General features: G+C 74.5%; 10 protein-coding genes. 5 read left to right on the forward strand and 5 right to left on the reverse strand.

Going from position 1 to position 13,227, the window contains the following annotated elements:
- The first annotated feature begins 35 nt into the window (after positions 1–35).
- From ACZ7BZ_RS06845 to ACZ7BZ_RS06855, 3 genes are all read left to right on the forward strand, one after another.
- The gene (locus tag ACZ7BZ_RS06845) at positions 36–1,412 is read left to right on the forward strand and encodes an MFS transporter (RefSeq protein WP_470357438.1); all 1,377 of its coding nucleotides are present in this window, start codon (positions 36–38) and stop codon (positions 1,410–1,412) included.
- A gap of 152 nt (positions 1,413–1,564) precedes the next feature.
- Complete coding sequence (locus tag ACZ7BZ_RS06850; protein ID WP_470357439.1) at positions 1,565–2,899, forward strand: cytochrome P450 family protein; 1,335 nt, start codon at positions 1,565–1,567, stop codon at positions 2,897–2,899.
- A 71-nt stretch (positions 2,900–2,970) separates the two neighbouring features.
- Positions 2,971–3,930 carry an L-tyrosine/L-tryptophan isonitrile synthase family protein gene (locus ACZ7BZ_RS06855; RefSeq protein ID WP_470357440.1) on the forward strand — a complete coding sequence of 320 codons (960 nt, stop codon included), beginning with the start codon at positions 2,971–2,973 and terminating at the stop codon, positions 3,928–3,930.
- On the opposite strand, the gene ACZ7BZ_RS06860 is transcribed toward ACZ7BZ_RS06855, so the two are convergent.
- From ACZ7BZ_RS06860 to ACZ7BZ_RS06870, 3 genes are read right to left on the reverse strand one after another with little or no spacing between them, the layout of a single operon-like run.
- Entirely contained in the window at positions 3,924–4,799 is an 876-nt protein-coding gene (locus ACZ7BZ_RS06860; protein WP_470357441.1) for an ABC transporter ATP-binding protein, read from the reverse strand. The two genes, ACZ7BZ_RS06855 and ACZ7BZ_RS06860, sit on opposite strands and share 7 nt — an antisense overlap.
- Positions 4,796–5,884, reverse strand: coding sequence for a FecCD family ABC transporter permease (locus ACZ7BZ_RS06865; protein ID WP_470357442.1), 1,089 nt, complete (start codon positions 5,882–5,884; stop codon positions 4,796–4,798). Before ACZ7BZ_RS06865 ends, ACZ7BZ_RS06860 begins: the two co-directional genes overlap by 4 nt.
- A 3-nt stretch (positions 5,885–5,887) precedes the next feature.
- The gene (locus ACZ7BZ_RS06870) at positions 5,888–6,973 is read right to left on the reverse strand and encodes an ABC transporter substrate-binding protein (protein WP_470357443.1); all 1,086 of its coding nucleotides are present in this window, start codon (positions 6,971–6,973) and stop codon (positions 5,888–5,890) included.
- A 143-nt stretch (positions 6,974–7,116) separates the two neighbouring features.
- On the opposite strand from ACZ7BZ_RS06870, the gene ACZ7BZ_RS06875 reads away from it, so the two are divergent.
- The gene (locus tag ACZ7BZ_RS06875) at positions 7,117–7,968 is read left to right on the forward strand and encodes a helical backbone metal receptor (RefSeq protein ID WP_470357444.1); all 852 of its coding nucleotides are present in this window, start codon (positions 7,117–7,119) and stop codon (positions 7,966–7,968) included.
- 49 nt (positions 7,969–8,017) lie between these two features.
- Positions 8,018–9,040 carry a transglycosylase SLT domain-containing protein gene (locus ACZ7BZ_RS06880; RefSeq protein ID WP_470357445.1) on the forward strand — a complete coding sequence of 341 codons (1,023 nt, stop codon included), beginning with the start codon at positions 8,018–8,020 and terminating at the stop codon, positions 9,038–9,040.
- Positions 9,041–9,131: 91 nt separating this feature from the next.
- Here the strand turns inward: ACZ7BZ_RS06880 and ACZ7BZ_RS06885 are convergent, their stop codons facing one another.
- On the reverse strand, positions 9,132–11,267 hold the full coding sequence (locus tag ACZ7BZ_RS06885; protein ID WP_470357446.1) for a hypothetical protein: 2,136 nt from the start codon (positions 11,265–11,267) through the stop codon (positions 9,132–9,134).
- A 204-nt stretch (positions 11,268–11,471) separates the two neighbouring features.
- The gene (locus tag ACZ7BZ_RS06890; RefSeq protein WP_470357549.1) at positions 11,472–13,070 is read right to left on the reverse strand and encodes a lipase maturation factor family protein; all 1,599 of its coding nucleotides are present in this window, start codon (positions 13,068–13,070) and stop codon (positions 11,472–11,474) included.
- Positions 13,071–13,227 lie beyond the last annotated feature (157 nt).

Raw genomic sequence — 13,227 nt, forward strand, 5'->3', positions numbered from 1 at the left:
GTGCCGGTACGGCAACGGGGGAACGGAGGACCTTCATGCGAGCACAAGACCCCTCGCCCACCGCTTGTCTGATCACCCATCAGACCGAGCCGGTGGACCGGTGGAGCCTGGTCGTTGCCGCCGGACTGCTCTCGTTCGTCGCGATGCTCGACATGAACGTGGTCAACCTGGCGCTCACCGATCTCGCCGCCGGCCTGCACGTCTCCGCCGGGGTCGCCCAGTGGGCCGCGCTCGGCTACCAACTCCCCCTGATAGCACTGCTGTTGCCCGCAGGCCGGTGGCTTGACCAGGTCGGCACCCGGCCCGCGCTGCTGCTCGCGGTCAGCTGCTTCGCGAGCTGCAGCGTGCTGGCCGCCCTCGCCCCGTGGGCGAGCTGGCTGATCGCGGCGCGGCTGCTGCAAGGCGCCTTCGGGGCCGTGCTGTTCGTGCTGATGCCGGTGCTGGCCGCGACCTCCGTCCGGCCCGAGCTTCGCGGGCGGGCGATGAGCGTGCCCGCGACGCTGGGGCCGCTGGGCGCCGTCACCGGCCCGGTGCTCGGTGGCCTGCTGCTGGACCACTTCGGCTGGCGGGCGGTCTTCCTGGTCAAGCTGCCGGTCTGCCTGGCCGCCGTCCTGATCGTGCGCCGGTACGCCCCGCGCAGCGGTCGGCTGCGCCTGCCCGACCGGGGTTCGCTCGGCGACGCCGCCCTGATCGGCGCGGCGATGGCCGACGTCCTACTGGGCCTCACCCTCACGCCGACCGCCCCGCAGTGGCTGCTGCTCGCGCTGCCCGCCGCACCGCTGGTGCTGCTGTGGCTGCGCCGCCCGGGCGGGCGGCCGGTCGCCGAGGTGCTGCGGGCCGCCGGCACCACCGGGGTGAACGCCTCGGTGCTGGCGCTCGCCGCCGGTTTCGCGGCCTGCCAGTACCTGCTGGTCCAACACCTGCGCGGCCCGCACGGCCAGAGCGCCACCGCCACCGCGCTGACCATGCTGGCCTTCCCGCTCGGCATGGTGCTGGCCGGACGGGTCGGCGGGCGGCTGGCGGACCGCTGGGGCGCCCGACCGACGGCGCTCACCGGCGCCGCCGTCACCACCTGCGGCCTGGCGCTGCTCGTCCCGGTGGACACCGGCTGGTCCAGCGTGGACATCGCCGCCCGGCTCGCCCTGGCCGGCGCCGGCATGGGCCTCAACGGCGGCCCGACCCAGGCGCTGGTGATGACCGCCTCCCCCCGCGGGAAGCTCGCCACCGCCGGCTCTGCTGTCCAGCTCTCCCGCAGCCTGGGCTTCGCCCTCGGCCCGGCCCTGGCCACCGCCGCCGCCCTGGCGGGCGACCGCGCCACCACCGGCACCCATGTGGGCATCGCCCTGGCCGCCGCGGTCGCCGCCACCGCCGTGCCGCTGCTGGCGCTGCACCGCCGCCGTCCGCAGGCCTGAACCCCGAACCCGAACCCCGAACCCGAACCCCGAACCCGAACCCCGAACCCGAGCCCGGAACTCTGAGCCCCAAGCCCTGAGCCCCGGGTGCCCCGGGAGCCGGGCCGAACAGACCCCACAGACTCATCCGCCTCACCGGAGGAAGCACACCCATGACCGACATCGCCCGCATCCCGGCCGCGCCCGAGGCCGCGCGCTGCCCGTACGGCTACGGCCTCGACCCGCTCCCCAGCCCCGTCCCGCTGCACGGCTCCGCCTACAAGACCGATCCCTACCCGCTCTACCGCCGGATGCGCGAGGCCGGGCCGGTACACCGGGTGGAGTTCCCAAGCGGCATCCACGCCTGGCTGGTCACCGGCTACCAGGCCGCCCACGCGACCCTCAACGACGCCCGGCTCGGCAAGAACCACGCGCTGGGCAACGACAACTGGCGTCGGCTCGCGTCGATCATGCCGGAGCCCCAGCACTCCCAGCTCCAGGTCCACCTGCTGCACCAGGATCCGCCCAAGCACACCGTGATGCGCCGCCTGGTGCTGGACGCCTTCGCCCCGCGCCGGGTGGAGGCGCTGCGGCCGCGGCTGCAGCAGCTCGCCGACCAACTGGTGGACGGGCTTCCGCCCGTCGGCGGCGCCGATCTGGTGGCGGGCTTCGCGGCCCACTACCCCTTCCGGGTGCTGGCCGAAGTCATCGGCCTACCCGCCGAGTTGGCCGCCCGCTTCGACCGGGACTGGGGCAAGGTGGTGCAACCGGTCGGCCCGCAGGACCCGGGCCGGCCGGCGTACGAGGCGCGACTGCGCGGGCTGCAGACGTACATCGCCGAGGTGGTCGCCCGCAAGCGCGCCGACTCCCGCTCCGCCGGTTGGGACGAGGGCGAGGACCTGCTCGGCCGGCTCGTCGCCGCCCACGACGCGGGCGAGTTGAGCCGCGAGGAGCTCGACTCGATCGTGTTCCAGCTGCTGGTCGCCGGGCAGGAGCCGGTCACCAACCAGATCACCACCATGCTGATCACCCTGCTGCGCCACCCCGAGCAGCTCGACGCCCTGCGCGCGGGCCTCGACGAGCCCGGCCGACTGGCCCGGGCGGTGGAGGAACTGCTGCGCCACGACGCCGCGTTCGAGCTCACCACCTGGCGATTCTTCGCCGAGGACAGCGAGCTGTCCGGCACCACCGTGCCGGCCGGCGACTCGGTGATCGTCTCGCTCTGCGCCGCCAACCGCGACGACGCGCAGTTCCCGGAGGCCGACCGCCTGGACCTCGACCGCACCCCGAACGCCCACCTCGCCTTCGGCCACGGCATCCACTACTGCCCGGGTGCCGCCCTGGCTCGGGCCGAACTCCAGATCGCGGTCGGCACCCTGCTCGCCCGGCTGCCCGGACTGCGCCCCGGCGGTACACCCGGGGACGGCCTGGACGAACTCGCCTGGATCCCCGCCGTCCTGGCCCGCGGGGTGAACCGGCTGCCGGTCGCCTACGACCGGCGCAGCTGAACCCCGGCGCAGCCGCACACCGGCCCACCCGTCATCCACCAACCCGTCACCATCCGTGGAGGAGATCCATCATGCCGCCCGTCGGCACCGCCCCCGTCGTCACCAGTGCCTCCGAGCAGCAGTCGCCCGCTCAGCTCGCCGCCCGCATCCTGGGCCTGCTGCTTCCGCACCGCCGTGCCTCGGACCCGGAGTTCGCCGCCCGGCCCGAGCACTTCCCCTTCCAGCTCGCGCAGTTGGCGGACTACATCGAGGCCGGTGAGCCGATCGTGTTCACCCTGCCGGGCTTCCCTTGCAAGTCGCCGAACCCGGCCAAGGTGCTCGGCCATCTACCCGACGAGGGCGAGCGGTTGTCCCTGACCTTCCTCGACGACCTCTGCGGCCGGATCGGCCGGATCCACCGGCCCGGCGCCCGGATCCTGATCTGCTCCGACGGGCACGTCTTCGGCGACCTGATCAACGTCCCCGACGGGCACATAGACGAGTACTCGGACGAGTTGACCGCGATGATCCGGTGCGAGGGCCTCCGCCATCTGGGCACCTTCGACCTGCGGGCGGTGCTCGGCGACCTGCCGTACGACGAGAAGCGCGCCCTGGTGCACGAGCGGTACGCGCCGAGCGTCGAGGAGTTGCGCGAGCAGGTGGTGACCGAGCAGGAGACCCTGCGGCTCTACCGCGGCATCACCCGGTTCCTCACCGAGGACACCGTGGACTTCCCCGGCACCCGCTCCGCCCTGCAGCGGGACTGCCGTCGCCGCGCCTACGGGGTGATCCAGCGCAGCCGCGCCTGGGGTGAGTTGATCGCGGAGCAGCACCCCCGGTCGGTGCGGCTGTCGATCCACCCGCAGCCGGCCGGCGCGCCGAAGTTCGGCATCCGGCTGCTGTCGGCACCCGACGCCTGGATGACGCCCTGGCACTCAACGGTGCTCCACCGGGCGGACGGTGGCTGGGAGTTGCGGCGCAACGAGGAGGCGGCGCGGCTCGGTCGGCCGGTCCTGCGCGAGGGCCGGCCGAGCCACTACCAGGCCTACTGAACCACGGGCCGCTGCTGAACGCCGGGCTGCCGCTGTGCCCCGGGCTGCCGCTGTGCCCCGGGCTGCCGCTGAACGCCGGGCTGCGGAGCAGCGGCGCCGGCCGGGGAGCGGTGGTCGAAGGCGATCAACGGGTCACCGGTGAGCGGGTGTTCGACCACCGCGGCGCGGACGCCGAAGACCTCCGCCAGCAGTTCGGCGGTCAGCACCTCCCGCGGCGTCCCGGAGGCCACCAGGGCGCCGCGGTGCAGCACGTGCAGGCGGTCGCAGACCGAGGCGGCGGCGTTGAGGTCGTGCAGCGCGACCAGCGTAGTGCGGCGCTGCTCCCGCAGCAGGGCGAGGAGTTCGACCTGGTGCCGGACGTCCAGGTGGTTGGTCGGTTCGTCCAGCACCAGGACGTCCGGCTGCTGGGCGAGCGCGCGGGCGAGTAGCACCCGCTGCCGTTCGCCGCCGGACAGTTGGGCGAACCGCCGGTCGGCGTCCCCGCTCATGCCGACCCGGCCCAGCGCCTCGGCGGTGATCCGGTGGTCCTGCGGGTCGTCGGCCGCGAAGGCCCGCTTGTACGGGGTGCGGCCCATTGCCACCACCTCTCGCACGCTCAACTCGAATCCCCCGCCGCGCTCCTGGGGCAGGGCCCCGATGTGCCGGGCGGACTGCGCGGGGCGCAGTCCGGCGAGGTCCCGCCCGGCCAGCAGGACCCTCCCGGCGCTCGGCCGCAGGTGCCGGTAGACGGTGCGCAGCAGGCTGGACTTGCCGCTGCCGTTCGGCCCGACCAGCCCGGCGATCTCCCCCTCCTCGGCGACCAGATGGACCCCGGCCACCACCGTGCGGCCGGCCAGGGCGACGCTCAGGTCCTCGACGGCGATCCTCAACTGCGCTCCAGTCGTCGGTCCAGCAGGTAGAGCAGGGTGGGGGCGCCGAGGACGGCGGTGACCACGCCGATCGGCAGTTCCTGGCCGTCCAGGGCGGTGCGGGCCACGGTGTCCACGACGGTCAGCAGCACCGCCCCGGTGAGGGCGGACAGCGCCAGCAGGCGCCGGTGGTCGCCGCCGACCAGCAGCCGGCAGACGTGCGGCACCATCAGCCCGACGAAGCCGATCGCCCCGGAGACCGCGACCAGCACCCCGGTGAGCACGCTGGTGACGACGAACACCTCGCGGCGCAGCCGGGCCACGTCCACGCCGAGTCCGGCGGCCGTCTCGTCTCCCATCAGCATCGCGTTGAGCCCCCGGGCGCGGGCCTGGAGCAGCGCCAGTCCGAGCGCCACAGCGGCGGTGGGGATGGCGAGTTGGTCCCAGACGGCGCCGCCGAGGCTGCCCATCAGCCAGAACAGCACGCCTCGGGTCTGCTGCTCGTCACTGGTCTGGAGGACGAGGTAGCTGGTGAGGCCGCCGAGGAACTGGGCGATGCCGATGCCGGCCAGCACCAGGCGCAGCGGGGAGAAGCCGCCGCCGCGCCGGGCCATCAGCCAGACCAGGGAGAACGCGGCGAGCGCGCCGGCGAAGGCCGCCAGGGAGACGGTGAGGCCGAGCGCGCTGCCGAAGGAGAGTTCGAACCCGAAGGCGGTGCCGAGGACGATGGTGGCGACCGCCCCGAGCGAGGCGCCGGAGGAGATGCCGAGCAGGTAGGGGTCGGCGAGCGGGTTGCGGACCAGGGCCTGGACGGCGGTGCCGACCAGGCCGAGTCCGGCACCCACCACGGCCGCCAACAGGGCACGTGGGACGCGCAGTTGCCAGACGATGAGGTCGCGGGTGCCGGGTTCGGGGGCCCGGCCGGTCAGGTGGTGGACGACCACCGACCAGACCTCGCCGGGCGGGATGTCGACCGAGCCGAAGGAGACGGCGGCGGTCAGCGCGAGCACCAGGACGACGGCGAGCGCCCCGGCCAGCGGCCCGGCCCGCAGGGTGCGGGCCGCTGGCCGGGCGTCCGGGGACTCGACTCGGGCTGCCGAAGTCACCTTCTACTGGCCGTTCTTGACGAGATCGGGGTGGATGGTGGCGGCGATCTCCCGGACCGCGTCGGCGTTGCGCACGCCCGCGATGGTGGTCATCTCGGAGCCGAGCCGCACGAAGTGGCCCTCCTGGACGGCCTTCAGGCCCTGGGTCGCCGGGAAGCCCCGCAGGAACGCCTCTGCGTCGTCGAAGGCCTTGCGGGTGGCCTCCTCGCTGCCCCGGTTCCGCACGGCCAGCTGGATCCAGTCCGGGCTCTTGGCGACGACGTCCTCCCAGGAGCCGGGCTTGAAGTCGGCGTCGCAGTCGGCGAAGACGTTGCGGGCCCCAGCCAGGGTGATGACGGCGTTGGCCACCTGCCGGCCGCAGACGGCCGTCGGCTGCTTCGTCCCGGCGTCGAAGTCGAAGACGAAGTAGCCGGGCCGCTCGTGCTCCGGGACGCCGGCGAGCGCGGTGCGGACCTCGCCGATCCGCTTCTCCATCCCGGTGACGAGTTCCTCGGCACGGGCGCTGGTGCCGGTGACGGCGCCGAGGCGGCGGATGTCCTCCTCGACCCCGGCGAGATCGGTGCGCGGAGCCTTGGCGGCCTTCGGGGTGCCGGCGCAGGCGGTGGAGAGCAGATAGACGTGCTGGATGCCGGCCGCCGCGAACTCCGCCTCGGTGGGCCCGGTCGCGCCGCCCATCATCGGCATCGCGCCGAAAGTGTCGACGTAGAGGTCGGCGCCGGAGCCGAGCAGCTTCTCCTTGGGGACGGTCTTGTCGCCGAGCACCGGCACCTTGGCGCCCTGTTCGGCCAGCGCCGCCGGCAGGGTGCCCTTGCCGGGCGGGAAGCCGGTGCCGATGACCCGGTCGCCCGCACCGAGTTGGAGCAGCATCTCCAGGCTCGCCGCGTTGCTGGTGACGATCCTGGCCGGGGCCTTGGCTATGGTCGTCTCCTTGCCCGCGCAGTCGGCGACCGTGACGGGGTAGCTCCCGGCCGGGCCTGGCTGGGCGGTGATGGCGGCGCCGGTGCCGCCACCGACGCTTCCGCCGCTTCCGCAGGCCGTGGCGAACAGAGCGACGGCGGCCGCGATACCGCAGACGACGCGAGGGCGCATGAGGACTCTCCTGGTCGGTGATCGTGCTGGAGCCCGTGCTGCGGACCCGGACCAGGTAGTCGGACCCGGCCCGCGCCGGGTTCCCGGGACTTCCGGGTCTTCCTGACGGCCCCGCACGCGGGCGCCGCGCGTAGGGTGGCCGGATGGCGGACCCCACCGACCCCACCGACCCGAGCGACTCCACCGACCCCACCGTCCCGGCCGACGCACGTGACGACCTCGGCCTGCCCGTGCGCCTCGGCCCGCTCGCGCCGCGCCGGGTGGTCTCGCTGGTGCCCTCGCTTTCCGAGGCCGTCGCCGCCACCGCGCCCGGACTGCTGGTCGGCGTCACCGACTGGTGCAGCCACCCGGCCGACTTGACCGCGGCCCGGATCGGCGGCACCAAGAACCCCGACCTGCCGGGTGTCCTCGCGCTCGCCCCGGACCTCGTGATCGCCAACGACGAGGAGAACCGCCGCCCCGACCTGGACGCGCTGCGGGCGGCCGGGGTTCCGGTCTGGGTCACCGACATCCGCACCCTGGACGGCGCCTTCCGCTCGCTGGACCGGCTGCTCACCGTCGCCTGCCGGCTGCCCCGGCCGGCCTGGCTGGACGAGGCGGAGGCGGCCTGGCGCGACGTCCGGCCGGCGGCGGACGGCCCGCGGGCGATCGTGCCGATCTGGCGCCGCCCGTGGATGGTGCTCGGCCGCGACACCTTCGCCGGGGACCTCCTGCACCGGCTCGGCCTGCGGCTCGTCCACGCCGGGCACCCCGAGCGCTACCCGGCCGTGCCGCTGCCCGAACTGCGGACGTGCCGGCCGGACCTGGTGGTGCTGCCCGACGAGCCGTACCGCTTCACCGTCGAGGACGGCCCGGAGGCGTTCCCCGGCGTCCCCGCCGCGCTGGTCAGCGGACGGCACCTGACCTGGTACGGACCGTCCCTCGTGACCGCTCCGACCGTCCTCCGGCAGACGATCGACCACCCGTTCGTCCAGGGCGGAACGACCGCACCATAGGATGACCGCCACTCTCCGGGATCACCGGTGACAAGTGGGGGGACCACAGATGAAGTCGAGCACCACCCGGCGGACCACCGTCCTGGTGTGCGTCGTCGCCGTCTCGACCGCCGTCCTGGCGGGCTGCGGCACCAAGAGCGCCGACAAGCACCCGGACGCGGCGCCGCCCACCACGCTCACGGCGGCCACCGCCACACCCGGCGACACCGCGAGCGCCAGCCCGTCCGCCACCGCGTCACCTAGCGCCACGGCCTCCGCGAGCCCCGACGCCTCACACAGCCCGAGCGCCGGCCCGAGCAAGTCGGCGAAGGCCACGCCCAACGCCCAGCCGAGCAACGCCAAGGGCGCCGGCGCCAACGCGGCCGGCGCGCCCGCCACCCAGCCGCCGGTCGAGAAGCCCGCCATCCCCGCCCCGGTGCCGTCCGCCAAGCCCGGCGCCGTCGCCCTCCCGGCACCGCCCGCGCCGCCGGCCGGCCACGTACCCCCGCTGCAGAGCGGCTGCCAGCCCAGCAAGCCCCAGCCGGACGAGCCCAAGGCCTCGGTCGCCACCGCGCTCAGCTCGGCGGCCGGCCAGTCCCGGGTGCTCAACCTCAGCTCCGGCGGCACCGACAAGCTCCCGCCGCTGCCCGTCAACCTGGTCAAGGCGATCGCCTGGCAGGAGAGCGGCTGGCAGTCCGGCATCCTCGCCTGCGACGGCGGGATCGGCACCATGCAGGTCATGCCGAACACCGTCGCCTGGATGAACGGCAAGTACGGCACCACCTCCGACCCCAAGACGCTCGCCGGCAACGTCCAGCTCGGCGCCCAGCTGCTCGACTGGCTGATCGCCTACTACGGCGACTCCTCCTTCGGCGGCAAGTACGACCTCTCCCCCGACCCTGCCACCGGCAAGACGCCGCTGCTGGACCTCGTCGTCTCGGCGTACAACGCCGGCGCGGGCAACGTCCACTACAACACCGTCACCGACCCGACCACGGGCGCGGTCGTCGGCAGCCTGGACATCCCGAACCCGAAGTACGTCTCCAACGTCAAGGCGCTGATGGCCTCCCAGCCCTGGAACCAGGCCGGCTGACGAGCTCCGCCCCCAGCGGGGCCGGACTGCACAGGGCCCGGGACGCGAGTCGCGTCCCGGGCCCTGTGCAGTCCGGCGTGTTGCCCGGACCCTAGCCGCGCGCGGCGGTGACGGCGGCGCCGAGCGCCTCCTTGATCCGGGGACCGAGCCGGGCGAAGCCCAGCTCCTTCATGGCCGCGCGGAGCAGCTCCTCGTCACTCCGCTCGGTGCCGTCGGCGTCGATCCAGCGGACGACGGCGAGCAGTTCGTCCGCCGAGTAGGCGGTCACGGGGCGGCCGGGGGTGAAGTCCGGCTTCGCGGGACGGCCACCGGACTCCTCCGCGACGGGCTCCGCCTCGGGGGCGGACGCCTCTTCGGCGGCGGCCTCGGGCTCGGCCTCGACGACGGCGGGCGCCTCGGCGACGGGCTCGGGCTCCTCGGCCACCACGGCCGGCTCCACGACCGCGTGGACGGGGGCCTCCACGTCGGCCTTCGGCTCCACGACCTCAACGGCCTCGGCCTCGGCGACGGGCTCGGGCGCCTCGGCCACCACGGCCGGGTCCTCCCCTACCGCCGGCTCCTCGACCTCAACGGCCTCGACCGTGGGCGCCTCTTCGGCGGCCTCGGCCTCAACCTCGACGGCCGGTTCCACGACCTCAACGGCGGGCGCCTCGGCGACCACGGCCGAAGTCTCCTCGGCAACCTCGGCAACCTCGGCAACCTCGGCAACCTCGGCCTCCGCAGCCGCCTCGGCCGCCTCGGCGACGACGGCCTCGACCGTCGGCTCGTCGACCTCGACGGTCTCCGGCTCGGCAGCCTCAACAGCGGGCACGTCGGCGACCGCGTCCGACTCGACCTCGGCCACAACCTCGGCTTCGACCTCGACCTCGGCCACAACCTCGGCTTCGACCTCGACCTCAGTCTCGACCTCGGCGGCAGGCTCCTCCACCGCCTCCGGCTCCGCCGCCACCTCGTCCGCGGCTGCTGCCTCGGCCAGCGCGGCGGTGGCGGCGGCCACCAGGTCGTCAGCGGCCGGGGAGGGCGCCGGGAGGGAGACCACGGCGGCCGGGGCGTCCTCCGTCTCCTCCACCGCGGTCAGCGCTGCCTCGGCGATGTCCACGTCCGTACCCGCCGCCTCTACGGCCTCGGTGTTCTCCTCGGTGCCCGCCTCGGCCTCGGCCTCGATCTCGACGGCCTCCTCGGCCAGCCCGTCCCGCTGTCCGGCCGCCAGGGCCTGACGCGCGGCGGTCTCCTCTACACCGGCCTCCTCGGCAACCGGCTCCTCGACCGCCGACTCGCCCAACCCGTCCCGCTGCCCGCCCGCCAGGGCCTGACGCGCCGCGTACGCGGCCTCGGCGGCGCGGCGGTCGGCCTTGGCGGCGGTGAGTTCGGCGAGCAGGTCGGCGAGGCCGGCCTCCTCCAGGGTGGCGCGCAGGCCGCGGATGGTGGGCAGGCGGTAGAGGGTGCCCTCGTCGGCGGCGAGCCGCTCGACCAGGTCGACGAGGTCCGCGAAGGCGAGCCCGTCCAGGTCGTGGTCGGGCAGCAGGCGGGCGAGGTCGCGCAGGCCGGTGTTGATGGGTTCGAAGGCCTGGGCGGTGCGCTCGACCAGGGCTCCGTCGGCGGGCGCGCTGGGGAGGGTGCCGGCCGGGGCGATGGCGGACCAGGCGCGGCGCTCGATCTCGGCGGAGGTGAGCGCCTCGTGCAGCTCCTCGCGGCGGACCTTGCGGTCGTGGGCGAGGGCGGCGGCCTGCTTGCGCAGCGAGCGGCCGCGCAGCCAGGAGAGCTTGACGCCGTTCTCGCGGCGCCAGGTGCTGTCGGCGGTGGCGGCGGCGAGGGCGACGAGGTCGGCGTCGTAGGCGGCGCTGGTGAGGGTGGCGGAGGTGCGGTGCACCCGCTGGAGCATCTCGACCAGCAGCGCGGTCTTGGCAACGGTGTCGGGCTCATCGAGCTTGACGTCGGCGGCCAGGGCGGTGACGGCGTCCCAGGTCTGCTGGAGGTCGCGGCCGCGCAGTTCGGCGAGCGCGGTGGAGGCGGCGCGGGCGTCCTCGGGGGTGGCGACGGTGTCGACGGCCGCGTACCAGGCGTGGGTGTCGGCACTGAGCGTGAAGGCCCCGAGTTCGGCGTAGCGGCCGAGGTCCTCGCGGAGGTCGGGCTCCGCAGCGGCGTCCTGGGGGTCCTTGACGTCTGCGGCGTCGGCGACGTCCACCGGGTCGGCTGCGTCGGCGTTGCGCGAGTGAAGCACTGTCATGTGAGGTCCGGTTCTGGGCGACGGCGGCGGGGCTGACGACGAGGGGGCGGCGGACCGGGTGCGCGGGGCCCCTGGGGCGGGACCGGGGGGCGCGCGGTCGGGCCGCCGGTTGTGGAGGCCCAGAATACGGGTGCCCGTTCGAGCCTTGCACGCACCCACCGCCGGGACGGGCCGGTGTCGTGTGCCATACCGCCCGCCTGGCCGCTACTCGGGAGGTCCGCCCGGGTGGTCCGGTGCTGGTCCGGGCGGGTGGCCGGGGTGCTCCGTCCGGGGTGGGCGCGGTCGCCGCAGCCCGTCCAGGGGGACGGCGCGGACGCCCCTGGCCGGGCGGGACGGGCGGTCCGGCGAGGGGTGGCCGGGCGGCGGGTGGTGGCCGGCCCGGGCGAGGGTGGGCAGGTCGACCGGCGCGAGGTACTCGTGCAGCGCGGTGCGGTGCCACCAGGCGCCGGTTTCCCGCAGTTCGCGCCATCCGGTGAACCGGTAGAGGTGGAGGGTCGCCCGGACGTGGGTCGGCGGGGCGTCGGGGAAGGGGTTGTGGCGCAGCAGTCGCAGGGTCGCCCGGTCGCCGGCCAGCAGGCGGGTGACGAAGGGCAGGAACCAGGGGCGGGCGTAGGCGGGCGAGATGCCGGCGAACCACATCAGCCAGTCCAGCCGCAGGTGGTAGGGGGCGTACTGACGCGGGAGGCGGCGCACGTCGCCGGGTTTGCCCTTGAACCCGTACTCGTGCCAGACGGTGTGCGGGCTGAGGACGGCCTCGTCGGTGCCCTCGATCACCACCTCCTGGCGCAGGCGGTTGACGCTGCCGAAGGCGCCGTAGGTGTTGACCAGGTGCAGCCGGTTGAAGGAGCGGTTCATCACCTGGCCGCGGGAGAGCAGGTTGCGCACCGGCCAGTAGCTGAGCACCAGGACGCCGGCGGTGACCGCGGCCACCAGTGCCTGGTACCAGAGGGGTGCGGCGGGGAGGTCCCGGGCGTGGCCGGGCAGTCCGAGGCGGGACGGTTCGACGGCGGCGAGGGTGAGGACGACGGTGAGCCAGTTGAGCCAGGCGAAGTTGCCGGAGGCGATCAGCCACAGCTGGGTGGCGATCACCGCGCAGGCCGCGTAGCTCGCGACCGGCTGCGGGAGCAGCAGGCCGATCGGGACGAGGAGTTGGACGACGTGGTTGGCCGCCGCCTCGACCCGGTGCAGCGGGTCGGGCAGGTGGTGGAAGAACCAGCTGAGCGGTCCGGGCATGGGCTGGGTCTCGTGGTGGTAGCGCAGGCAGGTCAGGTCGCGCCAGCAACTGTCGCCGCGCAGTTTGATCAGTCCGGCGCCGAACTCGACCCGGAAGACCAGCCAGCGCATCAGCCAGAGCACGGGGGTGGGCGGTGCGGTGTCGGCGTTGCCGAGGAAGGCGGCGAGGGAGCCGGCTTCGAGCAGCAGTGACTCCCAGCCGAACGAGTACCAGGTCTGCCCGACGTTGACGATGGAGAGGTAGAGGGCCCAGAGCACCGCCCAGGCCAGGATCGACGCCCAGAGCGGGACTTCGTCGCCGAGTCCGGCGACGAGGGCGGCGGCCAGCGCGGCGCCGGCGAGGGAGACGGCGGCGAAGAAGCGGTCGCTGTAGTGGAGGTGGAAGAGGCCGGGCGCCTTGCGGAACGGGACGCGGGCGGTGAAGCGGGGCACCGGCAGCATGCCGTGGGTGCCGATGAGGGCGCGGAACTGCGCGACGGCGGCGAGGAATCCGATCAGGTAGAGGCCGGCGAGCAGGCGCTGGACGAGCAGGCGGCTCAGCCAGTAGTCGGGGGCGGCGAACCAGTCCATCCAGTTCATGCGGCCCATGCCTACCACCGGCGGCGCGTGGCCGGGCCCGGGTCGGGGTGCGGGCGGCGGACGGTTCACCCGCTCGGCCCGAGGGCGAACTGCCGCCCAGCGCCGCGACCGGCCCGCCTCGGGGCACTCCGGACCTACCGCCGCTCAG

It is taken from the genome of Kitasatospora sp. NPDC036934 (assembly GCF_055608425.1).

Excerpts from the sequence above, each read along its gene's own strand:
- ACZ7BZ_RS06850 (WP_470357439.1), top strand. The coding sequence starts at position 1,565 with ATGACCGACATCGCCCGCATCCCGGCCGCGCCCGAGGCCGCGCGCTGC.
- ACZ7BZ_RS06875 (WP_470357444.1), top strand. The coding sequence starts at position 7,117 with ATGGCGGACCCCACCGACCCCACCGACCCGAGCGACTCCACCGACCCC.
- ACZ7BZ_RS06885 (WP_470357446.1), bottom strand. The coding sequence starts at position 11,267 with ATGACAGTGCTTCACTCGCGCAACGCCGACGCAGCCGACCCGGTGGAC.
- ACZ7BZ_RS06880 (WP_470357445.1), top strand. The coding sequence starts at position 8,018 with ATGAAGTCGAGCACCACCCGGCGGACCACCGTCCTGGTGTGCGTCGTC.
- ACZ7BZ_RS06855 (WP_470357440.1), top strand. The coding sequence starts at position 2,971 with ATGCCGCCCGTCGGCACCGCCCCCGTCGTCACCAGTGCCTCCGAGCAG.
- ACZ7BZ_RS06890 (WP_470357549.1), bottom strand. The coding sequence starts at position 13,070 with ATGGACTGGTTCGCCGCCCCCGACTACTGGCTGAGCCGCCTGCTCGTC.
- ACZ7BZ_RS06870 (WP_470357443.1), bottom strand. The coding sequence starts at position 6,973 with ATGCGCCCTCGCGTCGTCTGCGGTATCGCGGCCGCCGTCGCTCTGTTC.
- ACZ7BZ_RS06845 (WP_470357438.1), top strand. The coding sequence starts at position 36 with ATGCGAGCACAAGACCCCTCGCCCACCGCTTGTCTGATCACCCATCAG.